The sequence below is a fragment of the Barrientosiimonas endolithica genome, assembly GCF_030296655.1.
In the GTDB taxonomy this organism is placed as follows: Bacteria; Actinomycetota; Actinomycetes; order Actinomycetales; family Dermatophilaceae; genus Barrientosiimonas; species Barrientosiimonas humi.
The window spans coordinates 1,328,548-1,352,868 of sequence record NZ_AP027735.1; the positions used below are offsets into that span (position 1 = coordinate 1,328,548).

The 24,321-nt window shown below is 73.7% G+C and carries 24 protein-coding genes and 4 pseudogenes; 14 read left to right on the forward strand and 14 right to left on the reverse strand.

Features of this window, described 5'->3' with window-relative positions:
* Window positions 1–94: 94 nt before the first annotated feature.
* Window positions 95–1,879, reverse strand: a complete 1,785-nt coding sequence (locus QUE40_RS06750; RefSeq protein ID WP_289232678.1) for a DEDD exonuclease domain-containing protein — start codon at window positions 1,877–1,879, stop codon at window positions 95–97.
* A gap of 58 nt (window positions 1,880–1,937) precedes the next feature.
* Window positions 1,938–3,305 carry a glycosyltransferase family 39 protein gene (locus QUE40_RS06755; protein ID WP_289232679.1) on the reverse strand — a complete coding sequence of 456 codons (1,368 nt, stop codon included), beginning with the start codon at window positions 3,303–3,305 and terminating at the stop codon, window positions 1,938–1,940.
* 152 nt (window positions 3,306–3,457) lie between these two features.
* On the opposite strand from QUE40_RS06755, the gene QUE40_RS06760 reads away from it, so the two are divergent.
* The 4 genes from QUE40_RS06760 to QUE40_RS06775 all read left to right on the forward strand — a co-directional run bounded on the left by QUE40_RS06760 (window position 3,458) and on the right by QUE40_RS06775 (window position 5,914).
* Window positions 3,458–4,438, forward strand: coding sequence for a GNAT family N-acetyltransferase (locus QUE40_RS06760; protein WP_289232680.1), 981 nt, complete (start codon window positions 3,458–3,460; stop codon window positions 4,436–4,438).
* Window positions 4,439–4,693: 255 nt separating this feature from the next.
* Window positions 4,694–4,945, forward strand: coding sequence for a hypothetical protein (locus tag QUE40_RS06765; protein WP_289232681.1), 252 nt, complete (start codon window positions 4,694–4,696; stop codon window positions 4,943–4,945).
* Window positions 4,946–5,159: 214 nt separating this feature from the next.
* Entirely contained in the window at window positions 5,160–5,720 is a 561-nt protein-coding gene (locus QUE40_RS06770) for a hypothetical protein (protein ID WP_289232682.1), read from the forward strand.
* Between the two features lie 41 nt (window positions 5,721–5,761).
* The gene (locus tag QUE40_RS06775; RefSeq protein WP_289232683.1) at window positions 5,762–5,914 is read left to right on the forward strand and encodes a hypothetical protein; all 153 of its coding nucleotides are present in this window, start codon (window positions 5,762–5,764) and stop codon (window positions 5,912–5,914) included.
* Here QUE40_RS06775 and QUE40_RS19625 read toward each other — a convergent pair.
* A complete protein-coding gene (locus tag QUE40_RS19625; RefSeq protein ID WP_433997075.1) occupies window positions 5,884–6,396 on the reverse strand; it encodes a hypothetical protein in 513 nt (170 codons plus the stop codon). The genes QUE40_RS06775 and QUE40_RS19625 overlap by 31 nt on opposite strands.
* An 87-nt stretch (window positions 6,397–6,483) precedes the next feature.
* Window positions 6,484–7,742 (reverse strand): annotated as a pseudogene (locus QUE40_RS19630) (AMP-dependent synthetase/ligase); the annotation flags it as partial.
* 88 nt (window positions 7,743–7,830) lie between these two features.
* Between QUE40_RS19630 and QUE40_RS06790 the strand changes: the two are divergent.
* The 4 genes from QUE40_RS06790 to QUE40_RS06805 all read left to right on the forward strand — a co-directional run bounded on the left by QUE40_RS06790 (window position 7,831) and on the right by QUE40_RS06805 (window position 10,587).
* Window positions 7,831–8,277 carry an SRPBCC family protein gene (locus tag QUE40_RS06790; RefSeq protein WP_142005010.1) on the forward strand — a complete coding sequence of 149 codons (447 nt, stop codon included), beginning with the start codon at window positions 7,831–7,833 and terminating at the stop codon, window positions 8,275–8,277.
* Window positions 8,278–8,365: 88 nt separating this feature from the next.
* Window positions 8,366–8,794 (forward strand): hypothetical protein, encoded by a 429-nt coding sequence (locus QUE40_RS06795; RefSeq protein ID WP_289232684.1) that lies wholly within the window; start codon window positions 8,366–8,368, stop codon window positions 8,792–8,794.
* A gap of 63 nt (window positions 8,795–8,857) precedes the next feature.
* A complete protein-coding gene (locus QUE40_RS06800; RefSeq protein ID WP_142005012.1) occupies window positions 8,858–9,859 on the forward strand; it encodes an ROK family glucokinase in 1,002 nt (333 codons plus the stop codon).
* Window positions 9,856–10,587 carry an endonuclease/exonuclease/phosphatase family protein gene (locus QUE40_RS06805; protein ID WP_289232685.1) on the forward strand — a complete coding sequence of 244 codons (732 nt, stop codon included), beginning with the start codon at window positions 9,856–9,858 and terminating at the stop codon, window positions 10,585–10,587. Before QUE40_RS06800 ends, QUE40_RS06805 begins: the two co-directional genes overlap by 4 nt.
* A 550-nt stretch (window positions 10,588–11,137) precedes the next feature.
* Here QUE40_RS06805 and QUE40_RS06810 read toward each other — a convergent pair.
* From QUE40_RS06810 to QUE40_RS18995, 3 genes and pseudogenes are all read right to left on the reverse strand, one after another.
* Entirely contained in the window at window positions 11,138–11,761 is a 624-nt protein-coding gene (locus QUE40_RS06810) for a hypothetical protein (RefSeq protein WP_289232686.1), read from the reverse strand.
* A gap of 143 nt (window positions 11,762–11,904) precedes the next feature.
* Window positions 11,905–12,321 (reverse strand): annotated as a pseudogene (locus tag QUE40_RS18990) (hypothetical protein); the annotation flags it as partial.
* Window positions 12,207–12,524: pseudogene (locus QUE40_RS18995) on the reverse strand (alpha/beta hydrolase); the annotation flags it as partial. The pseudogenes QUE40_RS18995 and QUE40_RS18990, both read right to left, overlap by 115 nt.
* Window positions 12,525–12,644: 120 nt before the next feature.
* Between QUE40_RS18995 and QUE40_RS06820 the strand changes: the two are divergent.
* Complete coding sequence (locus QUE40_RS06820; RefSeq protein ID WP_236022278.1) at window positions 12,645–13,595, forward strand: lysophospholipid acyltransferase family protein; 951 nt, start codon at window positions 12,645–12,647, stop codon at window positions 13,593–13,595.
* 9 nt (window positions 13,596–13,604) lie between these two features.
* Here QUE40_RS06820 and QUE40_RS06825 read toward each other — a convergent pair whose 3' ends face one another.
* A complete protein-coding gene (locus QUE40_RS06825) occupies window positions 13,605–14,429 on the reverse strand; it encodes a DUF1028 domain-containing protein (protein WP_289232688.1) in 825 nt (274 codons plus the stop codon).
* A gap of 118 nt (window positions 14,430–14,547) precedes the next feature.
* Here QUE40_RS06825 and QUE40_RS06830 point away from each other — a divergent pair, with 118 nt between their 5' ends.
* Window positions 14,548–15,906 (forward strand): class II 3-deoxy-7-phosphoheptulonate synthase, encoded by a 1,359-nt coding sequence (locus QUE40_RS06830; protein ID WP_142007438.1) that lies wholly within the window; start codon window positions 14,548–14,550, stop codon window positions 15,904–15,906.
* Between the two features lie 83 nt (window positions 15,907–15,989).
* On the opposite strand, the gene QUE40_RS06835 is transcribed toward QUE40_RS06830, so the two are convergent.
* Genes QUE40_RS06835 through QUE40_RS06850 form a run of 4 tightly spaced genes read right to left on the reverse strand, consistent with a single transcriptional unit; the run spans window position 15,990 to window position 19,241 of the window.
* A complete protein-coding gene (locus QUE40_RS06835; RefSeq protein WP_289232689.1) occupies window positions 15,990–16,571 on the reverse strand; it encodes a PASTA domain-containing protein in 582 nt (193 codons plus the stop codon).
* On the reverse strand, window positions 16,454–17,377 hold the full coding sequence (locus QUE40_RS06840) for a PASTA domain-containing protein (RefSeq protein ID WP_289232690.1): 924 nt from the start codon (window positions 17,375–17,377) through the stop codon (window positions 16,454–16,456). The genes QUE40_RS06835 and QUE40_RS06840 overlap by 118 nt, the downstream gene beginning before the upstream one ends.
* A 56-nt stretch (window positions 17,378–17,433) precedes the next feature.
* Entirely contained in the window at window positions 17,434–18,051 is a 618-nt protein-coding gene (locus QUE40_RS06845; protein ID WP_289232691.1) for a protein kinase domain-containing protein, read from the reverse strand.
* 59 nt (window positions 18,052–18,110) lie between these two features.
* A complete protein-coding gene (locus QUE40_RS06850; RefSeq protein ID WP_289232692.1) occupies window positions 18,111–19,241 on the reverse strand; it encodes a lytic transglycosylase in 1,131 nt (376 codons plus the stop codon).
* 149 nt (window positions 19,242–19,390) lie between these two features.
* Here QUE40_RS06850 and QUE40_RS06855 point away from each other — a divergent pair, with 149 nt between their 5' ends.
* On the forward strand, window positions 19,391–19,792 hold the full coding sequence (locus QUE40_RS06855) for an Rv2175c family DNA-binding protein (protein ID WP_236022280.1): 402 nt from the start codon (window positions 19,391–19,393) through the stop codon (window positions 19,790–19,792).
* A gap of 39 nt (window positions 19,793–19,831) precedes the next feature.
* Here the strand turns inward: QUE40_RS06855 and QUE40_RS06860 are convergent, their stop codons facing one another.
* On the reverse strand, window positions 19,832–20,947 hold the full coding sequence (locus tag QUE40_RS06860; protein ID WP_289232693.1) for a polyprenyl synthetase family protein: 1,116 nt from the start codon (window positions 20,945–20,947) through the stop codon (window positions 19,832–19,834).
* A 129-nt stretch (window positions 20,948–21,076) separates the two neighbouring features.
* Here QUE40_RS06860 and QUE40_RS06865 point away from each other — a divergent pair.
* Window positions 21,077–21,858, forward strand: a pseudogene (locus tag QUE40_RS06865) (methylenetetrahydrofolate reductase).
* 833 nt (window positions 21,859–22,691) lie between these two features.
* On the opposite strand, the gene QUE40_RS06870 reads toward QUE40_RS06865, so the two are convergent.
* Window positions 22,692–23,222 (reverse strand): YbaK/EbsC family protein, encoded by a 531-nt coding sequence (locus QUE40_RS06870; RefSeq protein ID WP_289232694.1) that lies wholly within the window; start codon window positions 23,220–23,222, stop codon window positions 22,692–22,694.
* Window positions 23,223–23,399: 177 nt separating this feature from the next.
* Here QUE40_RS06870 and QUE40_RS06875 point away from each other — a divergent pair, with 177 nt between their 5' ends.
* Window positions 23,400–23,735, forward strand: a complete 336-nt coding sequence (locus QUE40_RS06875; protein ID WP_142005022.1) for a DUF6504 family protein — start codon at window positions 23,400–23,402, stop codon at window positions 23,733–23,735.
* A gap of 37 nt (window positions 23,736–23,772) precedes the next feature.
* A complete protein-coding gene (locus QUE40_RS06880) occupies window positions 23,773–24,318 on the forward strand; it encodes an SAV_6107 family HEPN domain-containing protein (RefSeq protein ID WP_289232695.1) in 546 nt (181 codons plus the stop codon).
* Window positions 24,319–24,321 lie beyond the last annotated feature (3 nt).

The window sequence follows — 24,321 nt, forward strand, 5'->3', positions numbered from 1 at the left end:
CCCGGCCGCGAGCGTTCCGTGACGATCACGCGCCGCGACGCGGGCCGCCCAGCCGTCTCGGCCGGATCGTCGCCCGACACCTCAGACGACCAGCTCAGCCCGCCGCGGCGGCACCGGAGGCCACCGCACCAGGCGGGCGGTGCAGCGTGCGGCCACGGGGCTCGTCGAACCCCGCCACCTGCTCCTGCGATCGCACCAGCGGCTCGAGGCGGTCGCGGGAGCGGCCGGCGCCGTTGACCGGGCAGGTCCACTCGCCGTCGAGGCTGACCAGGCGGGTGCCGGGCGTCTCGAGCCAGCGCAGGATCTTCTCGGTCTCTTCCGGCAGCGCGGCCGGGACCGGGCCGGTCGGTGGCGCGACGACCTCGGCGCTGGCCCGCACCGCCTCGACGGTGAGCATCGGGTCGGTGCCCCTGGCCGCCACCGCGGTGCCGGCGAGCCGGCCGTAGCGCACGCAGACGATCTCCCAGCCGCCCTCGGCCCGCCACCGGGCGCCGACCAGCTCGGGGCTCGCCGCGAGCGGCGCCAGGCGTTGGGCCCGGGCGGTGCCCCGCACGAGGGTCAGCAACCGGTCGCGCACCGAGCCGGCGTCTTCGTAGCGCTCCTGCTCGGCCAGCTCGGCCATCCGCTGCTCGAGCGCGCGCACGAGCGGCTCGGCGTCGCCGGTGAGCGCCGCGGTGACCTGCGAGACGACCGCGTCGTAGTCGGCGACCGACTGCTGACCGGTGCACGGCGCGCCGCACCGGCCGAGCTCGGCGAGCACGCACGCCGCCGTCGGCTTGGCCGGGGACAACCGCGTGGTGCACTGGCGCAGCGGCACGACCTCGTGCACCGCGGCCACCGCCTGCTCGGCCTGCTTGCGGCCGGAGAACGGGCCGACGTAGCGGGCGCCGTCGTCGCGCACCTCGCGCACCACCGACAACCGAGGGAACGGCTCGACGGTGAGCTTGACCCACACCGCCCGCTCGGGGAAACGGCTGCGGCGGTTGTATCGCGGCTTGTGCTCGGCGATGAGCCGCAGCTCGCGCACCTCGGCCTCGAGCGGTGTGGCGCACACGATCGGGGTGACGCTCTCGGCGATGCCGACCATCTCGGCCATCCGGGTGCGGTGCTCGCTGGCCGTGAAGTACGTGCGGACCCGGCGCCGGATGTCGACGGACGTGCCGACGTAGAGCGGGCGCTGCTGGCCGTCCTTGAAGACGTAGACCCCCGGGGCGGAGGGCAGGCTGTCGGCGAGGAAGCGCTTGCGGCGCTGGGCCGGGCTGACCCGGGAGGAGTAGGACGACAGCTCCTCGAGCGTCGTCACGCCCAGGCTGCCGACCCGCCCGAGCAGACCGTGCAGCACGTCGACCGTGGCGCGGGCGTCGTGCAGCGCGCGGTGGTCGGGGGTCGTGCTCGCCTGGAAGAGCCGGGCCAGGCTGCCGAGCTTGCGGTTGGGCGCCTCGTCGCGGGTGACCAGCTGCCGCGCGAGGTGCGCGGTGTCGATCACCCGTGGGCCGGGCCACTCCAGCCCCAGGCGCTGGGCGTTGGTCTTGAGGAAGGTGATGTCGAAGGGTGCGTTGTGGGCCACCAGGACGGCGCCGCGGGCGAACTCCAGGAAGGCCGGCAGCGCGGTCTCGATGCGGGGCGCGTCGGCGACCATGCGGTCGGTGATGCCGGTGAGCACCGAGATGAACGCCGGGATCGGCAGACCGGGGTTGACCAGGGTCTGGAACTCGCCGAGCTGCTCGCCGCCACGCACCTTGACCGCGCCGATCTCGGTGATCTCGCTGGCGAGCGGGCTGCCGCCGGTGGTCTCGAGGTCGACGACGACGAAGGTCACCTCGTGCAGCGGGGTGCCGAGATCGTCGAACGTGGCCTGCACCGGCAGCGGGGTGGTCATGGGCGGAACGCTAGGTGCGGGGTGTGACAACGCCCCGTCGGCACGCCGGGTCGGGGGCTCAGTCCAGGTGGGCGAAGGCCGGCCAGCTGAGCTCCCAGGAGCGCCGCAGCCCGGTGCACAGCCGGATCGGCTGGTCCTGCTCCTCGTTGTCGACGTCGACCCCGTTGTCCAGCGTGCCGACCTGACGGCACTGCGCGAACAGCGCCAGCTGCCGCGGGCCGAGATCACCCACCAGCAGGGCAGAGCGGGCGGGCCCGCTCGGCCGGGCGACGTCGTACAGACCGTTGTGCCCGCTGTACGCCCGCGGCAGCCCGTGCGCCGGCCCGAACCGGTCGATCGCCCCGGCCTCGCCGTAGTTGGCCGTGATGATCACCGGCGGCGGTGCGCCCGGGTCGGCGGCGACGGCCGCGCGGTAGGCCCGCGCCACCTGCCCGACGTACGTCGGCCACCCCACCTGGTCGGGCATCAGTGAGCTGACCTTCGTGACCGGTGTCGCCCCCACGACGCTCACCGGGATCACCGGCAGGGCGAGCACCGCCGAGACCGCCCCGGTGATCGCGGCGACCCGCCACAGGCGACGTGGCGAGCTCGTCGTGATGACGCCGGCGGTCAGCCACACGACCAGCGCCACGACGACGTAGTGCGGCTGCGCGCCGGCGACGAACGTGAAGGCGTAGACGGCCACGGTCACGACGACCAGATAGCGGGTGCGCGGCTCGCGCGCGAGGGTGACGACGCCGCGCCACAGCAGCGGGAACAGCGGGCCGACACCGGCGACGAGCAGGATCAGCACGGTGACCCGCACCTCGCCCGCGTCCTCGGCGAGCGCCTGCCCCATCCGGATCTGCGGCCAGTCGTGGGTGGCCTGGTAGACGAGGTTGGGCAGGGCCACGACCAGCGCCAGCAGCCCGCCGGCCCACAGCCAGACCGAGGCGAACACCCGACGCGGCCCCAGCACCGCGAGACCGAGCACCGCCGCGACGCCGACGACGGCCACCAACCACCGGTTGTACGTCGTCAGCCCGGCGACCAGACCGGTCGCCACCCACCAGCGCGGCGAGCGAATCGCCTTGAGCGACAACAGGATCAGCAGCGGCAGGAAGAACAGGTCCAGCGTCGAGGTGAGGAGCAGGTGGCCGAGCATCAGCGGGAGCGTGGCGCAGGCGTACGCACCGGCGGCGAGGGTCTGCCGCGACCGGTCGGCGCCGAGCTCGCGGGCCAGCAGCGCGACCACGACGACCGCGGCCATCGCGGCGAGCGTCGCGGGCACGCGCAGCGCCCACACCGTGTCGGAGACCTGCGTGGTGAGCCGCGCGACGAACGGCGTGAGCGGCGGCTGGTCGACGTAGCCCCAGGCCGGCGGGAGCATCCGGTAGTAGAGCTCGTCGCGGTGGTAGCCGTAGCCGACGCTGCCGGCGGTGAGCACGGCTCCGAGACCGGCGCTGACCCCCAGACCGGGCCGGAGACCTGCTCGCGCACGGCGGCCACGCACTCAGTCTGGCCGAGTCGCGCGGCCGGCGCGGGCGTACGGCGAAACCTCGTGGACGCGCCGTGCGGCGCGGGCGCACACTCCCTGGCATGCCGCCGACCGTCGCGATCGACCTGCCACCGGGCCTGGAGCCCACCGCGTGGGTCGACCGGCGCGCCGAGGCGGCCGCGCGCAGCTGGTGCCCCGCCCAGCGCACCCACCCCGGCGACGTGGCGTGGTCGGCGGCGCAGCACGACGTCGACGACGAGTGCCGGTCGCGGGTGTGGTGCGCCGGAGACGCGTCGGGTCCGGTGCTCGCCTGGAGCAGGGTGGAGCCGGCCGGCCCGGGCGTGGCGTACGCCGACGTGCACGTCGACCCGACGCACCCCGAGGCCACGGGGCTGGCCGAGCAGGCGCTCGGCTGGTCGCGCGGGCACGCCCCGGCGACCCTGCTGACGCTGCTGGACCGGGAGCGCGTGCTGCTCGACGCCGTGACGGCCGCGGGCGGCCGCGAGCAGGACGGGCCGTGGTTCACCCACCTGCTGACCGACCTGGTCGACGGGTCGGGGCGCCCGCTCGAGCGGCTGCGGCCCTCGCTGCCGGCCGGTTATCGGGTGCGGGCGGTCACCGACGACGAGGCCGACGAACGGGTCGAGGTGCACCGCGCCTCCTGGGCCCCGGCGCGCATCAAACGGCTCGCCGGTCAGGTGCCCGACGGCGAGGAGGCGGGCTCGCGGTTCTCGCGCCCGGCGTACGACCGGGTCCGGGCGACCCGGCTCTATCGCCGCGAGCTGGACCTGGTGGTCGAGGCCCCCGACGGCAGGCTGGCCGCGACGGCGCTCGGCTGGTTCGACGAGCGCAGCCGCAGCGGGCTGATCGAGCCGGTCGGGACCGCGCCCTCGCACGCCACGCGCGGGCTGGCCCGGGCCGCGTGCGCCCAGCTGATCCGCGAGCTGGCCCGGATCGGGGCCCGCACGGCGCTGGTGTGCCCGCGCGGCGACGCGGGGTACCCGATCCCGGCCCGGCTGTACCGCAGCCTCGGGATGGTGCCGGTCGCGCGCACCCGGACGTTCCGGCTGGGGTCGGGCTGACGACGCTCGCTGCGGCGTCGGTGGGCCGAGGTCAGCATCGGTGAGGGGGATCGGTGACCAGGCGTGCGCCGGAGCGCACGGTCGCTCACCGATGCGGCGCACCGATGCGGCGCACCGATGCGGCGCACCGATCCGGGCGGGCGCGGCCCCGGGGGCCGGGCGGAGGTCGTCGCGGAGGGCTTGTCGGTGGTCGACCCTACGGTCGTCGCAACGACCCGAGGACCGGCCTCGGGCAGCACCGGAAGGAGGTCGGCGATGCGTTCCGACACCCACTCCGACCTGCAGATCGACTGCTCGACCTGCCCGGTCCGCGGGCACCAGTGCGACGACTGCATGGTCACGGCCCTGCTGTCGATCTCGCCCCACGAGCTCCCGCTCGACGCCGTCGAGGTCCGCGCCCTCGACGCGCTGGTCGGCACCGGCCTGGTCAGCGAGGCCGAGGCCGCCGCGGCCACCGCGCGTCCCGAGCGACCCCAGCGCGCGGCCACCTGGGCCTCGGTCGGGTGAGTCCGACGAGCCCGGGCCGGCCCTCCCGCGAGGAGGTGGTGAGAGAGTCGTCCTCGTGAGACCGAGCCGGCGTGCGCTGCTGCTCGGTGCCGCTGTCGCGGTGACGGCCGGTTGCGACCGCGGGCCGGCCCCGGCCGGTGGTTCCTCCACGACGGGTCGGGCGTCGTCCGGGTCCGGTGACCCGGCTGCGACGGGCCCGTCCTCGCCCGACGGCGTGCCCTCGTCCGCAGCACCACCCTCGTCAGCGGGCCCGGCCTCGACCGCGGCGCCGTCCGGCGCGGGCACCTCGCCGTCCCGCGGCATCACGGTCACGGGCGACGGCCCGCTCGCTCGCCGCCGCGAGGTGGAGCGGTTGGCGGCGGTCGCCTCCGGCCAGGTGCGCCAGCTGTGGCGCGCGGCGCCCGCAGCCGTGCGCATCGTGGTGCCCGCGAGCGACACCGAGTTCTCCCGGATCACCGGCTCCACCTCCGACCAGGTCCCGGCGCTCACCCGGCCCGACCGCACCGTCGTGCTGCACCCCGACCTGTGGAACCGGGTCAGCGCCCGCGGGCGCCAGGTGGTGCTCACCCACGAGCTGACCCATGTGCTGCTCTCGCCGCTGCCCACCACGCCACGGTGGGTGGGGAGGGCGCCGCCGAGGTCACCGCCTACCGGCCGACCGGGCTGCGGCCCGACCAGGTCGCTCCCGGGGTGGCCCGCCGGGTGCGCTCGGGGTCACCACCGGCCGGGCCGCCGGACGACGCAGCCCTCGACCCAGGACATACGGCGGACCTGAGCGACGCCTACGGCCTGGCCTGGGCGTGGTGCGCGTTCCTGGTGGCCCGCCGCGGAGCGGGCGTCTTCACCGGCTTCGTGCGCACCGCGAGCGCGCAGCCGGGGCAGACCGGGCGGGCGTTCCGGGCGGCGTACGGCGCCGGCCCGGCCGGGCTCGGCGGGGCCTACGAGACCTGGTTGGCGTCCTGGGCGTAGAGCCGCTCGACCTCGTCGGCGAAGTCGTGCAGCACCAGCTCGCGGCGCACCTTGCCCGAGGGGGTCAGGTATCCCCGGGCGGCGGTGAGGTCCTCGCGCAGCACCTCGAAGGTGCGGATCTGGTCGGTGGCGTCGGGCGAGGCGTTGGCCTGGCCGATGGCGCGGGCGATCTCCTCGCGCACCTGGGCGTCGTCGGCGGCGACGTCGGGGGTCAGCCCCGGCCGGTCGTGGTTGTCGCCCCACAGCGCCAGCATCGGCGCGTCGAGCGTGACCAGCGCGCCCAGGTGCGGCCGGCCCTCGCCGACGACGACCACCTGCGACACCAGGGGGTGACTGCGCACCTGGCCCTCGAGCGCGGCCGGGCTGACGTTCTGCCCGGTCGAGGTGACGATGAGCTCGCTCTTGCGGCCGGTGATCTTCAGGAAGCCGTGCCCGTCGAGCCGGCCCATGTCACCGGTGCGCAGCCAGCCGTCGTCGGTCATGGTGCGCTCGGTCGCGACCTCGTCGTCCCAGTAGCCGCGGAACACCCCGGCCCCGCGCACCTGCACCTCGCCGTCCTCGGCGATGCGCACCGCGACGCCCGGCAGCGGTTGCCCGACGGTGCCCATCCGGGTCAGCTGCGGGGTGTTCACCGTGGTCGAGGCGGTGGTCTCGGTGAGGCCGTAGCCCTCGAGCACCGGCAGCCCCATCCCGCGCAGCACGTGACCCAGCCGCTCGCCGAGCGGGGCGCCGCCGCTCATGGCGTAGTCGAGCCGGCCGCCGAGCGCCTCGCGCAGCCCGCGATAGACCAACCGGTCCATCGCGGCGTGCTGCAGCTTCAGCCGCACCGACGGCCCGCGGGGCTTGTCCAGCGCGCGGCTCCACTCCTCGGCGACCCGGGCGGCGCGGGCGAACAGGGTGCCGCGCCCGTCGCCCACCGCCTGCTGCTGGGCCCGGTTGTAGATCTGCTCCAGCATGCGCGGCACCGACAGCACGAACGTCGGGCGGAAGGTGCCCAGGTCGTCCAGCACCTGGTCGGGCTCGGGGAGTGACCCAGGCGCACCCGCGAGTAGACCGCGACGACCTGGACGAACCGCGCGAAGACGTGCGCCAGCGGCAGGAAGAGCAGGGTGGCGGCGTCGTCGACGTCGACGAGGTCCTTCAGCCGTTCGACGGCGTTCTCGGTCAGCGTGAGGAAGTTGCCGTGGGTCAGCTCCACGCCCTTGGGGCGGCCCGTGGTGCCGCTGGTGTAGATGACCGTGGCGAGGGTGTCGCGGTCGGGCAGCGTGGTGCGCGAGCGCAGCTCGGCGTCGGTCACGTCGTCGGCGCCGGCGGCGATCTCCTCGAGGCCGCCGCTGTCGATCTGCCAGACGTCGCGCAGCCGATCCAGGTCCGGGCGCACCTGCCCGACGGCGGCGGCGTGCTCGGCGGTCTCGACCACCGCGGCGACCGCGCCGCTGTCGCTCAGCACCCAGCCGATCTGGTCGGTGGGGGCGCCGTCGTACAGCGGGACGACGACCGCTCCCGCCGCGAGCAGCGCGAAGTCGACCAGGGTCCACTCGTACCGGGTGCGCGACAGCAGCGCCACGCGGTCGCCGGGCTCGATGCCCGCGGCCATGAACCCCTTGGCGAGGCGCTCGACCTCGTCGGCGAACTGGGCGTGGGTGACCGGTGACCAGCCGCCCTCGGCCGTGCGCCGGGAGTAGCCGACGCCGCGCGGGTCGACCGTCGCGTTGCGCGAGGGGAGCAGACCCAGGTTGCCGGCCGCCGTCGGCACGACCAGCGCCGGGACCTCGAACTCCTGCACCCCGGCACCTTTCGCGCGCGTCGCCCGGGGATCTCCGGGCACGAGCCGGACACTACCGCCGCCCGCGACGGCGTCCAACGACCCTTGCGGTGCAGGCCCGGCGCCGCAGCGCGGCGTCTACAGTGCCCGCATGGCCGACAGCACTCAGTCCTCGATCACCATCGACGCCGCTCCGGAGACGGTGCTCGACATCATCGCCGACTTCGACGCCTACCCCGAGTGGGCCGGGCAGGTGAAGCGAGCCACCGTCGTGAGCGAGGACGCCGACGGGTGGGCAGAGCAGGTCGAGTTCGAGCTGGACGCCGGCGTCGTGAAGGACACCTACACCCTCGGTTACGACTGGGACGTCGACGAGGACGGCACCGGCACCGTGTCGTGGACGCTGGTCAAGGCCAACCTGCTGCGTGCGCTCGACGGCGCCTACACCCTGCAGTCGACCGGCGGCGGCTCCACCAAGGTCGACTACCAGCTGGCCGTCGAGGTCACCATCCCGATGATCGGGGCGCTGCGCCGCAAGGCCGAGAAGATGATCATCGACACCGCGCTCAAGGAGCTGAAGAAGCGCGCCGAGGCGTGAGGGGCAGCGGGCGGCCCGCGGGTAGGCTCCCGGGAGCTTCGCCCGGGCGCACCCGTCCGTGGCGCGACCCGCTGCCGCAGGAGGGGCCGTGAGCGAGAAGGAGTCCGCCGACCGCGACGCCGTGTCGTCGGTCGCCGACGAGGCCGTACGCCTGGTGTCGGCCCTCGCCGCCCTCGGCGGCGACCTGGCCGGCTCGCGCGAGCACCCCGCCGGCGCCGACCCGGCCGAGACCGACCCGCTCGGCGGCGACGACTCCGCTCCAGGCGGCGACGCCGCTGCCGAGCCCGTCACGTGCGGCTGCAGCAACGACGCGGTCTCCAGCGTGTGCGGTCTCTGCCCCGTCTGCCGGGTCGCGACCTTCGTCGCGGAGGTGCAGCCCGAGACGATCGAGAAGGTCGCCGACCTGGTGAGCATGGTCGCCGGCTCGCTGCAGTCGTTCGCCGCCCAGCGCCGCGCCGAGCAGGCGGGCACCAGCGGCGACAAGCCCCCGGCCGCCGACGACGACGAGCAGTCCTGACGCTGGCATGATCGGTCTCGCTCGACGCCGCTGAGCGCGCCAGCCGCGGCAGAAGGAGGAGGCATGACCACGCCCACCCGGGCGATCGGGATCGACATCGGGGGCACCAAGGTCGCCGGGGGAGTCGTCGACGAGAACGGCGAGGTGCTGCTGCGGGCCCGCCGGGACACCCCGCACCGCTCGACCGCCCCGCACGTCGTCGAGGACATGATCGTCGACGTCGTGCAGGAGCTCGTCGAGGCCGAGGACGCTCCGGTCAGTGCCGTCGGGATCGGCGCCGCGGGGTTCGTCGCCGCCGACCGGGCGACCGTGGTCTTCGCGCCGCACCTGTCCTGGCGCCACGAGCCGCTGCGCGACGCGCTCGCCCGCCGGGTCGACCTGCCGGTCTTCGTCGACAACGACGCCAACGCCGCCTGCTGGGCCGAGTGGCGCTTCGGGGTCGGTCGCGGCGAGTCGCACCTGGTGATGGTCACGCTCGGCACCGGCATCGGCGGCGCCGTGCTGCTCGACGAGAAGATCCAGCGCGGCCGGTTCGGCATCGCGGGGGAGTTCGGGCACATGCAGGTCATGCCCGGCGGCCACCGCTGCGAGTGCGGCAACCGCGGCTGCTGGGAGCAGTACGCCAGCGGCAACGCCCTCGTGCGCGAGGCCCGTTCGCTGGTGCTCGCCGGCAGCCCGCTCGCCGCCGACCTCGCCGCACGGGTGGGGGGCGACGTGCACAACATCACCGGGCCGATGGTCACCGAGGCGGCCCAGCAGGGCGACCCGACCGCCGCCGAGCTGCTCGCCGAGATCGGCCAGTGGCTGGGCATCGGGCTGGCCAACCTCGCGAACGCGTTCGACCCCGGCGCCTTCGTGATCGGGGGCGGCGTGAGCCAGGCCGGGCCGCTGCTGCTGGACCCGGCGCGCGACGCGTTCCGCCGCCACCTGGCCGGTCGCGGCTACCGGCCCGAGGCCCGCATCCTGGCGGCCAGCCTGCGCAACGAGGCCGGGCTCGTCGGCGCCGCCGACCTGGCGCGCGACGCCGTGCTGCGCGACCGACCCGACGAGGAGGACGAGGCGTGACCGACGCGACCGTGCGCGTGGTGTCGTACAACATCCGTGCGCTGAAGGACGACCGCGATGCCCTGGTCCGGGTGATCCGCGCGCTGGAGCCGGACGTGCTGTGCCTGCAGGAGGCGCCGCGTCACCCCTTCTCGGGGCACCGGATCTCGGCGCTCGCGGCCGACTGCGGCCTGACCTGGGGCGGCGGCGACGACCGCGGCCGGATGAGCACGACGCTGCTCACCGGGATGCGGCTCGACGTGCTGGCCAGCGGTCACCGGCTGCTGCCCGTGGTGCGCCCGGCCGAGCCGCGCGGCTGGGCCTTCGCGACCTGCCGCCTGCCCGGCTACCAGCCGTTCGTGACCGTCAGCCTCCACCTGAGCCTGAAGGCCAAGGAGCGTCCGGAGCACGCCAAGCTGCTGCGCGACGCCAAGGAGCTGGCCGACAACGTGCCGGCGGTGCTGGCCGGCGACGTCAACGAGACCAGCAAGGGCAGCGCGTGGCAGCTGTTCGCGGCCGGGCTGGACGACCCGAGCGGCGAGATCAACACCTTCCCGGCGAAGGCACCCGTCAAGCGGATCGACACGATCTTCACCTCCCCGGTGCTGCGCGCGACCCGACCGCAGGTCGACCTCGACCAGGCCGACCTCAAGGCGGCCAGCGACCACCTGCCGCTGTGGGCCGACCTCGACCTCAGCGGGTTGGCGGTGGGGAACAGCGAAGCCCCTCCTCCCATGGCGGCCGGGTAGCCCTTCCTGGTCGAGCGGGCGCTCCAAGGCGGCCGTATCGAGACCCGTCACCCCAACAAGGTGGTCGAGTAGGCCGAGCCGCTAGGCGAGGTCGTATCGAGACCCGTCACCAGGCTCTGTGGTCGCCGAAAGGCGCCTGGAAGCGGGAGTCGGTCCGTGGTTGGCCCGGTCTGGCGGCTCGCGGTGGCGACGCTTCTGACAGAGCCCGACGTTGTTGACACGGACTGGCGTTGTTGACAGACGTGCGTGCTGTAGCAGCCCTCTGTGTCAACAACGCGGGGTCGTGTCGAGATCGTGGGGTGCTGTCAGGACCGACCCCGCCCAGACTGGCAACCGACCAGTCTGTTAGGTGGTGACCATTCTGGCGATGTACGCCATCGGCGACTCGCGAGTCCGACGTCACCACAGGCGTACTCACGCCTCCCGGCGCCTTTGGGTCACCACAGACCGTGGTGGCGGGTCTCGATACGGGCTCGCCTAGCGGCTCGCCCAACTCGACCAGCTTGGTGGGGGTCTCGCTCCGGCCTACTCGACCAGCTGGGGACTCGACCTACAGGACCGCGCCGTCGACGTCGTCGTCCCAGTCGTCGTCGCGCTTCTCGGGCTGGCGCAGGATCAGCAGGACCAGGCCGCCGACGAAGACCGCGCAGGCGAGCAGCCACCAGACGGGGCGCGCGTAGCGGTCGAAGAAGAACAGGTAGAGCAGCCACAGCGGGCCGCCGACGAGGCCGCCGATGGCGCCGTAGAAGTTGAGGTCGCCGGCCGGCAGCGGTCGCGGCGGGGGAGGGACGAAGCCGTCCTCCTCGTCGAGGATGCTCTCGCCGGTCGGCATCCGCCACTGGCTCGGCAGGCCGGCCAGCGGGTCGGTGGCGGTCGGCTCGGTGGCCCGGTCCGGGCCCGGCTCGGTCGGCTGGCCCGGCCCCGCACCGTCGGTTTCGTCGGGCGCCCCCGCTCCCGCCGTACGTCCGTCGTCGCCCGACCCCTCGCCCTCGCCCGAGCCGCGTCCGGAGTCACTACCCGAAGCGCGTCCCGAGCCGTGCTCGGAGTCGCGCTCGACGTCGACGTCACCCTGGTCGAGGTCGTCGATGTCCGGCCACGGCTCGCTCTGCAGCTGCGCCACGATCTCGGCGAACCGCGCGCGGTCGTCCTCGGGTCCGGACCGGTGGTCGGTCATGCGCCCTCCTGGGCGGGCTCGCCGGCGAGCCGGCGGACGAACTCCACGATCCGGTCCTCGATCAGCTCGGCGTCGTAGTCGAGGGTGGCCACGTGGTAGCTGTTCTCCAGCACCACGTCGGTGACGTCGGTGGAGGAGATGCGCGACAGGAACAGCTCGGAGTTGCTCGGGTGCACGGTGTGGTCCTGGGGCGAGTGCAGCAGCAGCACCGGCTGGGTGACCTGCGGCAGGTCGCGGGTGACCTGCTTCCACATCGCGAGCGCCGAGTGCAGCGCGCGCAGCGGGTGCGGTCGTAGGCGCCCTCGGTGACCCCGGGCTTCTTGATGTCGTCGCCGAGGCCGGCGAGCGAGGGCACGAGGTACTTGGCGAGACCGACCACGCGCAGCCGCGGGTCGGGCAGCTTGTAGGCGGGGTTGATCAGGGCCAGCCCGTCGAGCGCGTCGCCCTGCTCCTCGGCGAGCAGCGTGACGAGGCTGCCGCCCATCGACATGCCGACGGCCACGACGACGTCGCAGCGCTCGCGCAGCTCGGCGAAGGCCGCGGCCACCTCGGCGTACCACTCCGGCCAGGTGCGGGTGTTGAGGTCCTGCCAGGTGGTGCCGTGCCCGGGGAGGCGCGGGAGGCGTACGGACCAGCCCTGCTCGACGCACCGCTCGGCGATGCCGCGCATGGAGCCCGGGTGGCCGGTGAACCCGTGCTGCACCAGGACGCCGACGCGGGATCCGTCATGGCTGAGCGGCTCGGCGCCGGGCACGATCTGCATACCGGCATCCTTGCACCCGAGCGCGCGGCTGCACACGGGCGGAAGGGATTTGGCGCACGCCCCGAAGAGCGGCCGGGTGGTGCCGTAGAGTTCGGGCGTCGTCAGCGAGGAGGCGTTGCGTTGTTCTACTGGGTCCTGAAGAAGATCGTCCTCGGACCGATCCTGAACCTCCTCTTCAAGCCGTGGGTGGACGGTGAGACCAACGTCCCCAAGTCCGGCGGCGCGATCCTCGCGAGCAACCACCTGTCGTTCTCCGACTCGATCTTCCTGCCCCTGGTGCTGGAGCGCCGGGTGACCTTCCCGGCCAAGATGGAGTACTTCACCGGCACGGGGCTCAAGGGCCGCGCGACCGCCGCCTTCATGCGCGGCGTGGGCCAGATCCCCATCGACCGCTCCGGCGGCAAGGCCAGCGAGGCCGCCATCGAGTCGGGGCTGAAGGTGCTGCGCAAGGGCGAGCTGTTCGGCATCTACCCCGAGGGCACCCGTTCGCCCGACGGGCGCCTCTACAAGGGCAAGACCGGTGTCGCGCGGATGGCGCTCGAGGCGGGGGTGCCGGTGCTGCCGGTCGCCATGATCGACACCGACAAGGCCCAGCCCACCGGTCAGGTCGTGCCCAACATCATGCGGGTCGGGGTGCGCATCGGGAAGCCGATGGACTTCTCCCGCTACGAGGGCATGGAGAACGACCGGTTCGTGCTGCGCTCGATCACCGACGAGGTGATGTACGAGCTGATGCTGCTGTCCGGGCAGGAGTACGTCGACGTCTACGCCGCCTCGGTCAAGGACCGGCTGGCCGGCAAGGTCAAGGAGATCGGCGGCGGCGCGGCCGCGATCGGCAAGTCGATCCAGGAGGGCACCAGCCGCATCGGTCAGCGGCTCGGCCACGACGACTCCAAGGACGAGCACAAGGACGACAAGGACGACGACAACATCAACGACGACCCGGAGGGGTTGCCGCACGTCCACGACGTCGAGGTGGTCGAGAGCGAGGCGTCCGAGAGCGACGCGCTCGCCGCCGAGGCGGCCGCCGACGCCACCACCGACCCGGGCCCGCAGGCGCGAGGCGCCTGAGCGGCCCGGTCAGCCGCCGGGGCGCTCGCGCAGCATCTGCAGCACCCGGGCGTCGATGCTGTCCGGCAGCAGCCGGCCCTCGAGGTTGACCTCGCCGGCCCAGTCGGTGAGGGCCGCCCGCAGGTCCTGGTGCGTACGCCCTTGCTCGGCCAGCCGTCGACGTACCTCCTCGGCGAGCGGCCCGGTGAGCGGGATCGGCTCGCCGGGGAGGCCGAAGTACAGCTCGTGCAGGTCCAGCAGCCGGGTCAGCTCGGTGACCGGGTCGGGGTGGTCGTCGACGCGCAGGTCGGCGAGGACGCCCGTCTCGTCGTAGCCGCGGCCGGGTTGGTGGGCGACCACGGCCGCCGACTGGCGTCCGCGGCGGTCACCGCCCGCCTCGTCGCCGGCGCGCAGCGCGGCCACCAGCCGCGCCTCGAACGGCAGGTCGCCGCGCTCGAGCCAGGTGCGCTCCATCTGCTCGACCACCTGCTCACCGGCCAGGATGTTGCCCTGGATCGCCCAGGCCAGGTCGTCGGCCTCGCCGGAGCGGCCGCCCGCCCAGTCCGGCGCCTCGGCACCGGTGAAGGTGGCCGCGCCCTCGGCCCCGACCACGCCCAGCTGCCGGGTGGCCGAGCCGGCGTCGGCCGCGGTGCACCGCTCCAGCGCCGCCTCCGGGGACTGCCCGTCGGCGAGGGCGTCCAGCAGCTCGCGGCGGTAGGCGACCCGGCCCCAGGCCTGGGTGGCGACCGCGCCGTGCGGGCCTGCCTCGGGCACCAGCGCACCCACGGCGAGGAACTTGCTCGCGACCGCGACGCCGTACGCATCGCCCTGTCGCGCCACGATCGAGAAGGTCATGCCGGAAGCGTAGGTCGCGCCGACACCGCGAGGGCGGTCGAGGAGCGGACGTGACCGGGAGGCACTCGACGGCGGCGTTTACCCTTGTTGAGTGAGTACGACCCTCGACCCCACCAGCATCGACACCGCAGCCCCCGCGTCCACCACCGGTCTGCGCTGGCCCGACCTGCCCGCGGCCCAGCAGCCGACGTGGCCGCAGGACGGTTCGCTGGAGCGGGTGCGCGAGACCCTCGCCGGGCTCCCGCCGCTGGTCTTCGCCGGCGAGTGCGACGTCCTGCGCGACCGGCTCTCCGACGCCGCCCAGGGCAAGGCGTTCCTGCTGCAGGGCGGTGACTGCGCCGAGATGTTCGAGTCGGCGACGGCCGACAACATCCGCGACCGCATCAAGACGCTGCTGCAGATGGCGGCCGTGCTGACCTACGGCGCCAGCACCCCCGTCATCAAGCTCGGCCGCATCGCGGGGCAGTACGCCAAGCCGCGCAGCAAGGACACCGAGACGCGCGGCGACGTGACGCTCCCGGCCTACCGCGGCGACATGGTCAACGACTTCGCGTTCAGCCCCGAGGCGCGCCGACCCGACCCCGACCGCCTGGTCCGCGCGTACCACACCTCGGCCGCGACGCTGAACCTCGTGCGCGCGTTCACCACCGGCGGCTTCGCCGATCTGCGTCACGTGCACGAGTGGAACCGCGGCTTCATCGCCAACGCGGCGTACGCCCGCTACGAGTCGATGGCGCGCGACATCGACCGCGCCATGAAGTTCATGGTCGCCTGCGGCGTCGACTTCGAGTCGACCCCGCTGTCGGCGGTCGAGCTGTTCTCCAGCCACGAGGCGCTGCTGCTGGACTACGAGCGGCCGCTGACCCGCATCGACTCGCGCACCGGCAACCCGTACGCCGTCTCCGGCCACTTCGTGTGGGTCGGCGAGCGCACCCGCCAGCTCGACGGGGCCCACCTCGACTTCGTCTCGCGCATCCACAACCCGGTCGGGGTCAAGCTCGGCCCGACCGTCGACCCCGACGAGGTGCTGCGGATCATCGACAAGGTCGACCCCGAGCGTCAGCCGGGCCGGCTCACCTTCATCACCCGGATGGGCGCCGGCACGATCCGCGACGCCCTGCCGCGGCTGGTCGAGAAGGTCACCGCGAGCGGTGCCCAGGTGGTCTGGGTGTGCGACCCGATGCACGGCAACACGTTCGAGTCGGCCTCGGGCTACAAGACCCGCGAGTTCGACGACGTGGTCGATGAGGTGCGCGGCTTCTTCGAGGTGCACCAGGCGCTCGGCACCGTCCCCGGCGGCATCCACGTCGAGCTGACCGGCAACGACGTGACCGAGTGCCTCGGCGGGTCGGAGAAGATCCTCGACGGCGACCTCGAGAAGCGTTACGAGACCGCCTGCGACCCGCGGCTGAACCACCAGCAGAGCCTGGAGCTGGCGTTCCTCACCGCGGAGATGCTCACCGCTCGCTCGTCCTGAGCCGAGGCGGGGCGGCGGCCTGCGGTCGCCGCCCCGCCGAGGTGAGGTGCCCGCCGAGCCGGCCCCGGGCGTACGACCCCGGCTCAGACCACCGAGATCGTCACCTCGGTGCCCTTGCGCACCGACGTGCCGGACGTGGGGTCCTGGTTGCGCACGGTGTCGAGCAGGCCGCCGAAGATGCGGTTGACCTTGACCTTCAGCCCCGCCCCCTCGAGGGTCTGGCGCGCCTGGGTGGTGCTCATGTCGAGCACCGACGGCACGCTGACCATCTCGGGTCCCTTGGAGATCACCAGCGTCACCTGCTGACCGCGGAACAGGTTGCCCGACGCGGGGGTCTGGCTGATCACGCTGCCCTGGGGGACGGTGTCGCTGAACTCCAGCGGACCGGTGGTGACGGTGAGGCCGCTGCCGGTGAGCACGCTGCGGGCGGCGTCCTCGGTCTGCCCGCGCACGTCGGGCACCGCGATGGGCTGGCGGCCCTTGCTGACGACCAGCTGCACGGGGGAGCCGGCCTTGAGCTGGGCGCCGCGCGCCGGGCTGGAGCGGATCACCGTGCCCGCCGGCACGGTCTCGCTGAACTCCTGGGTGGGCGTCGGCACGGCCAGGCGCGCCTCGCGCAGCCGGGTGGTCGCGACCTGCTGGGTGGCGCCGACGACCTCGGGCACCGTGAAGCGCTGCGGCCCTTGGACACCCGGAGCACGACCGACTCCGAGCGCGGCTGGTCCGCGCCGGCAGCCGGCTCGGTGCGCACGACCCTCCCGGCCGGCACCGTCTCGCTGAAGATCTCCGACACCTGGGCCTGCAGGCCGGCGGCGTCGATCGTGCCGATGGCCTCGCCCTGGGGCAGCCCCGCGACGTCGGGCACGGCGACCTGCGAGCCGGGGCCGAGGGTGAACCACCACCCGGTGCCGCCGCCCACGAGCAGCAGCGCGAGCAGCGCGCCGATCAGCACGCCGCGGCGGCTGCGCCCGTCGGGCGAGCCGGCCGGCGCGACCGACGAACCCGACCCCGACGTACGCCCTGGGCCGGGTCTCCCGGCCGGTCCGGAGAGCGCAGCGCCCGCGCCGGGACCGCCCGGCCCGCCGCCGCCCGGGCCGCCTCGTCCGGCGGGGCCGCCCTTGCGCGGGCCACGCGGACCGCGCGGGCTGTCAGGCCCGCCGGGCACCGGGGCGCGGTCGGTCGGTGGGCGGCGCAGCTGGGTGGTCTCACGGCTGCCGCGCCCGATGGTCTCGGTCGCCAGGTGCGCGTCGGCCTCGGGCGGGTCCTGCCCGTCCGGCGTGCGGTCCAGGTCGCTGGCGTCGAGCACGGCGCGGGTGCGGCGCAGCTCGTGCAGCATCTCGGTCGCGTCGTCGGGCCGCTGCGCCGGGCGCTTGGCCGCCCCCAGCGCCACCAGCTCGTCGAGCTCGGCCGCCACGCTCGGCACGACGTCGGACGGGCGCGGCACCGCCCCGTGCACGTGCTGGTAGGCCACGTGGATCGGGGTGTCGCCGCCGTAGGCCTTCTCTCCGGTGAGCAGCTCGTGCAGGATCAGCGTCGCGGCGTAGACGTCGGAGCGCTTGTCGGCCAGCCCGTGCTCGACCTGCTCGGGGAGAGGTAGGCCGCGGTGCCCAGCAGCACGTCGTGGTTGGTGGTCAGCGTCTCGGTCGTGAGCGCCCGGGCGAGCCCGAAGTCGGCCACCTTGACCACGCCGTCGTCGCCGATGATGACGTTCTCGGGCTTGACGTCGCGGTGCATCGTGTCGGCGCGGTGCGCGGCGCCGAGCGCCTCGAGCACCGGCTCGACGATGTCCAGGGCAGCCCGAGCGGTGAGCGGGGCGTCGCTGCGGATGACCTGGCGCAGCGTGCGCCCGCGCACCAGCTCCATCGCGAGGAAGACGTGCTCACCGTCCTGGCCCTGGTCGTACACCCCGACGACGTGCGGGTGCGACAGCCGGGCGGCCGCGCGCGCCTCGCGCCGGAACCGGGCGACGAACGCCTGGTCGCTGGCCAGGTCGCGGCGCATGACCTTGAGGGCGACCTCGCGGTCGAGACGGGTGTCCAGCGCGACGTAGACGGTGGCCATGCCGCCGTCGGCCAGGTGCGCGAGCACCTGGTATCGCCCGTCGATCGTCTGACCGACGAGCGTCGTCGCGGAAGGGGTGGACACTCCCTGAGTGTACGAATCCGGCCGGCCGGACCCGGTCAGGCTCGGCCGAGAAGGCGGGATCAGAACCGGGCCATGTGCGCCTTGACCGCGCGGACGTAGCTCTTGGTGTCGGGGTACATGCCGTTCTTGCGCACGCCGCCGAGGCCCTGGTAGTACCCCGCGATCGCCTGGTCGGTGCTGCTGGCGTTCTGGGCGAGCCAGCGCAGGTAGACCACGCCGGCGACCACGTTGTCCTTGGGGTTCATCAGGTTCAGCTCGCGCCCGGCGAGCCCGCTGCACCACTCACCGGTGCCGGGCATGACCTGCATGATCCCGACGGCGTTGGCCACCGACACCGCCCGCTGGTTCCAGCCCGACTCCTGCCAGGAGATGGCCAGGGCCAGCTTCGGGTCGACGCCGTAGCGACGCGCGGTCGAGACGATCAGCGAGCGGGTCTCGCTGCGCGAGGGCACGTCGACCTCCTTCAGCGCCGCGCGGTTGCGCTCGGCGGACCGGACGACGTGGTCGGGGTAGGTGCGCCCGAGGAAGGTGTTGCGCGAGGACGGCTTGGAGGTGCGCGACTCCTTCTTCTTGTCGTCCTTCTTCTCGCCGCGCCGGTCGTCGCGCTTGTCGGACTTCTTGGTGTCCTTCTTCTTGCTGTCGTGCTTGTGATCCTTCTTCGGCGACCGCGCCTGGTCGCCGTCACCGCGGAAGCTCGCCGGCACCGGGACCTGCAGCTTCTGACCCACCGTGATGCGGTGCGGGTCGGCCAGCCCGTTGGCCTTCATGATCGAGCCCCAGCTGGTGTCGTAGTAGCGGGCCAACGAGATCAGGTTGTCGTTCCTGCGCACGGTGTGCGAGAGCGTACGGCGGGCCGGAGCCTTGTCCTTGGCCTCCTTCTTGGCCTTCGACCGGTCCGAGGCCTTCTTCTTGGCCTTGGGCTCGGGGGCCGCGGAGCGCTTGGGCATCTCGCCCGGGACCTGGATGGTGGTGCCGATGCGCAGCAGGCGCGGGTTCTCGAGCTTGTTCTTGGCCACCAGCGCCTTGATCGTCGTCTGATGGCGCACGGCGAGCTTGGCGAGGGAGTCGCCGGGCCTGACGGTGTAGCGCTGCCAGGGCCGGCCCGTCTCACGCTGCAGGGCCTGTGCGGAGGTCGCCTGCTCGGAGAAGACGTAGGGGTTGGCGGGAGGGGTGTAGTCCACGGGGGCCATCGGGTGGTCCTTCCGTTCGCTGAGACGTCGGCTCCGGTGAGGGGGATGCGGATCCGTCGGTGCCGCCGCGGGGGCGTCAGCGACGCTAGCCAGGGTGGTCCTCCTCCTCCGGGAGGCGCGCCGTCCGCCCCCGCCCCTACGCTGGCCCGGTGACCGAGCCCCAGAACCCCCACCCGGCGCCCACCGAGGAAGACCTGGAGCTGGAGCGACTCGTCGCCGACTGGCTGCCGGTGCCCGACTTCGCCGAGGCGATCGACGTGCGGCTGCGCGAGGCGCGGCGCCTGATCTCCGACCGCGTGGTGCTCGCCCACCGGGTGGGCGAGCGCCGGGTGATGGCCGTGCCGGCGGGGTTCGTGCAGGACGGTGAGGTGCTGCCCTCGATCCCCGGCACGCTCACCGTGCTCTCCGACGCCGGGCTCAGCGACCGGCAGGCACTGACCTGGTTGTTCACCCCTGACGACACGCTGCCGCTGCCGGGGGCGCCGATCGACATGCTGCGCGCGGGCCGCAAGGCCGAGGTGCGTCGGCGGGCGCAGGAGCTGCTGGCCTGAGCCGCGTCACCGGCGGCGCACCGCGGCCCGGGGCCGGCGTCAGGCGTTGCGCTCGGTGGTGAGCGTCACCAGCTCGCCCAGCACGGTGCGGGCCTGGTCGTCGACGATGTCGGCGCTGCGCAGGGCCGCGGCCGCGACGTCGACGAGCTCGTCGATCAACCGCTCGACCCGTTCGACCGCACCGCTGCCGGTGATGGTGTCGCGCATCCAGGCCAGGTCGTCGTCGGCGAGGTCGGCGTCGCCGAGCAGCGCCTCGAACCGCTCGGTGTCGGCGTCGTCGAGCGCGTCGAGGGTGTACGCCATCAGCACCGTGCGCTTGCCCTCGCGCAGGTCGTCGCCGGCCGGCTTGCCGGTGGCGGCCGGGTCGCCGAAGACGCCCAGCAGGTCGTCGCGCAGCTGGAAGGCCTCGCCGAGCGCGCGGCCGTAGCGGGCCAGGTCGTCCAGCAGCGCCTCGTCGCCGCCGGCGCACGCGGCGCCGATCAGCAGCGGCTGCTCGACGGTGTAGCGCGCGCTCTTGACCCGCGCGACGTGCCGGGCGCGGGCGATGCGCTCGTCGGTGGGGGCGTCGTCCCAGCCCAGCGCCGCCTCGAGCACGTCGAGGAACTGTCCGGCCATCAGCTGGGCGCGCATCGCATCGAACTCGCCCCGGCCCCGAGCCAGCTCTTCGGCCGGGAGTCCGCTGGTGGCGTACAGCTCGTCGGTCCAGGTCAGGCACAGGTCGCCGACCAGCACCGCGCCCGCGGCGCCGAACCGGTCGGTGTCGCCGAGCCAGGATCGGTCGGCGTGCAACCGGCCGAGGCGGCGGTGCACCGACGGCTGGCCGCGGCGGGTGTCGCTGTCGTCCATGACGTCGTCGTGCACGAGGGCGCCGGCCTGGAACATCTCCATCGAGCTGGCCGCCGTGACCAGGGCGTCGCTGTCGGCGCCGCCGGCCGCGCGGTATCCCCAGTAGAAGAAGGCCGCGCGCAGCCGCTTGCCGCCGCGCAGCAGGTCGGCCGCGGCCTGCAGCAGCGGCTCGGCGGCGGTGCCGATCGGCGCCAGCACCTGCTGCTGGGCCTTCAGCTGAGCGTCGATCGACGTCTGCACACGGGTGCGCAGCCGCTCGACGTCCAGGGGTTGGGCACGAGATCGTCCTTCGAGATCGGGTGTGGCCACGAGCGTACGGCGTCGCCGCGCCCGTACGATCGGCGGCATGTCTGCCGCGACGATCCCGCAGCTGCTCACCGGCGAGCGGACCGCGTACAGCTTCGAGTTCTTCCTCCGAAGGACGACGCGTCCGAGGCCGTGCTGTGGGAGTCGATCCGGCGCATCGAGCAGGTGCGGCCGGCCTTCGTCTCGGTCACCTACGGCGCCGGCGGTAGCACCCGCGACCGCACCGTGCGGGTCACCGGCCGGATCGCCCGCGAGACGACGCTCACGCCGATGGCCCACCTGACCTGCGTCGGGTCGTCGGTGAGCGAGCTGCGCCAGATCGTCGGCGAGTTCTCCGCGGTGGGCATCCGCAACGTGCTGGCGCTGCGCGGCGACCCGGCCGGCGGGCTCGGGCAGCCCTGGACTCCGCACCCCGAGGGCCTCGACCACGCCGACGAGCTGGTCACCCTGGTGCGCTCGCTGGGGTCGTTCACGGTCGGCGTCGCGGCCTTCCCCGACAAGCACCCCGAGTCGGGCACCCTCGAGGACGACGCCGAGGTGCTGGTGCGCAAGGCCGACGCCGGCGCCGAGTTCGCGGTGACGCAGATGGTCACCGACGTCGACACCTACCTGCGGCTGCGCGACCTGGTCGCCGCGCGGGGAGCGACCTGCCGATCGTGCCCGCGCTGATGCCGGTGACGCGGTACGGCCAGCTGCAGCGGATGACCGAGCTCAACGGTCAGCCGCTCGCCGACGAGGTGCTGCGGCGCATCGAGGCGGTCAAGGACGACCCGGCCGAGGTGCGCCGCGAAGGGATCCGCATCGCCACCGAGCACGGCCGCCGACTGATCGCCGAGGGCGCCCCCGGGCTGCACTTCATCACCATGAACCGCTCCACCGCCACGCTCGAGGTCTTCGCCCGCCTGCAGGATTGAATTTGTTCGGCTCCTCGCGGGTTCCACCTCGCAAGCTCGGTGGTCCCCGGTCGTCGCCGAACTGCCGTCCACGTTGGGGTGCGCCACCGTCCCGGTGGGGCTTGCGTCCGCGGGTTCCACCGCGCCCAACGGTTCAGGCTGACGACGCGCCGCGGTGCCCCGGCGAGCGCTACCGTGCACATGGGGCCACTCCCTGGGGAAGCAAGGCCCCGCGGCGGCGCAGCACGACTGGATGCCTCCCGGCGGTCAAGGAGCAGGCAGGGGAACGAATCATGAAGACGGCCCCCGCAGCAACCATCGGCACACTGCTCCTGGGGGCAATGGCGCTCTCCGGGACGGGCTCTGCTGCGGAGAGCGGTGTACCCGAGCCCCCGCCTCCGGAGAACACGAGATCTGCTGTGGACCCCCAGCAGATCGCACGCGCGGTCGCTGCTCTTGCCCGGCTGGAGACGGTGAAGCGGAGCTACCCCGGCCAGGTAGACGGTGCCTACATCGTGCAGGGTCGGCTGCACGCGATCCCTACCACCAAGGCTGCCGAGCAGGCTCTGCGCTCTCAGGGAATCGTCCCCGAACCCGGGAAGGTGCCCGAGAAGGAGCTGAGGGCCAAGCAGCAGCGGTTCGAGCTCGCCCTCAAGAAGCAGGGGATCCCTTTCCCGGTGGGCATCGGGACCGACGTCGAGTACGGCACCGTCTCCGTGGACGTCCTCGACGTCTCCCCTCCAGGCCGGCAGTCACCGACCTCGCCCGGCAGTTCGGGGTCGCAATCAACGTCATCACCACGCAGGAGGTGCCTGCCTTCTCCGTCCAGCCGACCGGTGGGCGCGGGGGCTTCCTTAGCCGACCTCGGCGGCCTGGCCGGCGGTGATCCGCAGCAGCTCGTCGTACGTCGTGCGCAGCACCACGCACGGGTGACCACCCGAGGCCCACACGTGGTCGTAGCGCCCCAGCGAGACATCGACGACGGTGTCGACCGGGCGCAGCAGCCCGACCGGTGCGACGCCGCCGATCGCGAATCCTGTGATGGCTCTGACGGTTTCGGCGTCGACTCTGGACAGTGAGGCGAGGTCGAGCAGGCCGGTCAGCTGGATCTCGTCGACCCGGTGCCCGCCGGACGTCAGCACCAGCAGCGGGCGCCGCGAGCCGTCGTCGTGCTCGGCCTCGAACAGCAGCGAGCTCGCGATCTGTCCGACCTCGACGTCGAGGGCCGCGGCCGCCTCTGCGGCCGTGCGCGCGGGCTGACCGAGGTCGACGAGCGGGCCCTGGGCGGACTGCTCCTGCAGGACGGTCCGCACCCGGGCCACGCCCTCGTGCTGGCGCAACCGGGGGCTGTCGGTGGTCGGAGCGATGCTGTCGCCTGCGGTCATGGCCGGACGGTAGTCGCCCAGCAGGCGACCGCGCTCGGGGTTGACGCGATGTCAGAGCGCGGAGGTACTCTTCTCGGCATCGAACATCTGTTCGATCAGAGCGGGTGCTCGGGCACCCGGTCGCCCGTGACGCAGCGGGCCGAGACGGCTCGGGGCCGGACGCGAAGGAGAGCGACGATGCGCAGCTATCAGGACCAGATCGAGGTGCGCGTCGCCGTGCCCGACGAGGGCGAGCCCGGCACCGAGCAGACCCCCACGATGTTCGTCTGGCGCGGCCGGCTCTACGTCGTGCGCGCCGTGCTGAGCCGGTGGCGGGCCCGGGCCGACTGGTGGCGCACGGCCCTGCAGACCGAGGGCAGCGCGGCGCTCGCCGCCGTCGTGGCGCCCGAGCAGACCGTCTGGCGCGTCGAGGCCAGCCCTGGCCGGCAGCTGGGCGTCGGCACCTATGACCTGGCGTGCGCGCCCGAGACCGGCGGCACCGTGCGCTGGACCTTGCTGCGCGTCGCCGACTGACCACCCGCCCGCACCACTTCCGCAGGAGGAAGAGCCCATGGCCACACCCATCGCAGCAGCGACCCCGTCCGGCCGCGCCACCCGCCCGGTGCGGACCGCGACCGCGAAGACGACGAAGAGCAGGGCGAGCGCACCGACCGCACGGGCGACGCCGTGCTCGTCCGTGCCCACGGCCCCGGTCGCCGGTGCCGTGCTCGAGCTGGTCGAGCGCTCGCGCACCGGGCTGCTCGCCGCCTGCCACGCCTCCGGTGCGGCCGAGCGGTTCACCCTGGCCCACCTCGCGGCGCTGCGGGCCGGGGCGGCTCTGCTCGCGGCCCGCGGCCAGGCCGGTCGCCGCTCTCGTCCGCGCAGCGTCTGGGAGACCATCCCGGCCGCGGCTCCCGAGCTCACCGAGTGGGCGACGTTCTTCGCCGGCACCGCCCGGCGTCGGCAGGAGCTCGAGCGCGGCGCCGAGGCGAGCGTCCGCGAGGCCGACGACCTGGTGCGGCAGGCCGAGACCTTCCTGGAGCTGGTGCTGGCCCACCTCGGGCTGCCGGTGCAGGCCTCGGTCACCACCTGCATCACCCCGATCACCCGAGCCTGAGTC

What these genes read in the sequence shown, in the direction of transcription:
- QUE40_RS06880 (WP_289232695.1), top strand. Translation starts at nt 23,773, where the DNA reads ATGGCCACACCCATCGCAGCAGCGACCCCGTCCGGCCGCGCCACCCGC.
- QUE40_RS06875 (WP_142005022.1), top strand. Translation starts at nt 23,400, where the DNA reads ATGCGCAGCTATCAGGACCAGATCGAGGTGCGCGTCGCCGTGCCCGAC.
- QUE40_RS06790 (WP_142005010.1), top strand. Translation starts at nt 7,831, where the DNA reads ATGGCCGACAGCACTCAGTCCTCGATCACCATCGACGCCGCTCCGGAG.
- QUE40_RS19625 (WP_433997075.1), bottom strand. Translation starts at nt 6,396, where the DNA reads ATGACCGACGACGGCTGGCTGCGCACCGGTGACATGGGCCGGCTCGAC.
- QUE40_RS06750 (WP_289232678.1), bottom strand. Translation starts at nt 1,879, where the DNA reads ATGACCACCCCGCTGCCGGTGCAGGCCACGTTCGACGATCTCGGCACC.
- QUE40_RS06850 (WP_289232692.1), bottom strand. Translation starts at nt 19,241, where the DNA reads ATGGCCCCCGTGGACTACACCCCTCCCGCCAACCCCTACGTCTTCTCC.
- QUE40_RS06810 (WP_289232686.1), bottom strand. Translation starts at nt 11,761, where the DNA reads ATGACCGACCACCGGTCCGGACCCGAGGACGACCGCGCGCGGTTCGCC.
- QUE40_RS06825 (WP_289232688.1), bottom strand. Translation starts at nt 14,429, where the DNA reads ATGACCTTCTCGATCGTGGCGCGACAGGGCGATGCGTACGGCGTCGCG.
- QUE40_RS06870 (WP_289232694.1), bottom strand. Translation starts at nt 23,222, where the DNA reads ATGACCGCAGGCGACAGCATCGCTCCGACCACCGACAGCCCCCGGTTG.
- QUE40_RS06760 (WP_289232680.1), top strand. Translation starts at nt 3,458, where the DNA reads ATGCCGCCGACCGTCGCGATCGACCTGCCACCGGGCCTGGAGCCCACC.
- QUE40_RS06765 (WP_289232681.1), top strand. Translation starts at nt 4,694, where the DNA reads ATGCGTTCCGACACCCACTCCGACCTGCAGATCGACTGCTCGACCTGC.
- QUE40_RS06800 (WP_142005012.1), top strand. Translation starts at nt 8,858, where the DNA reads ATGACCACGCCCACCCGGGCGATCGGGATCGACATCGGGGGCACCAAG.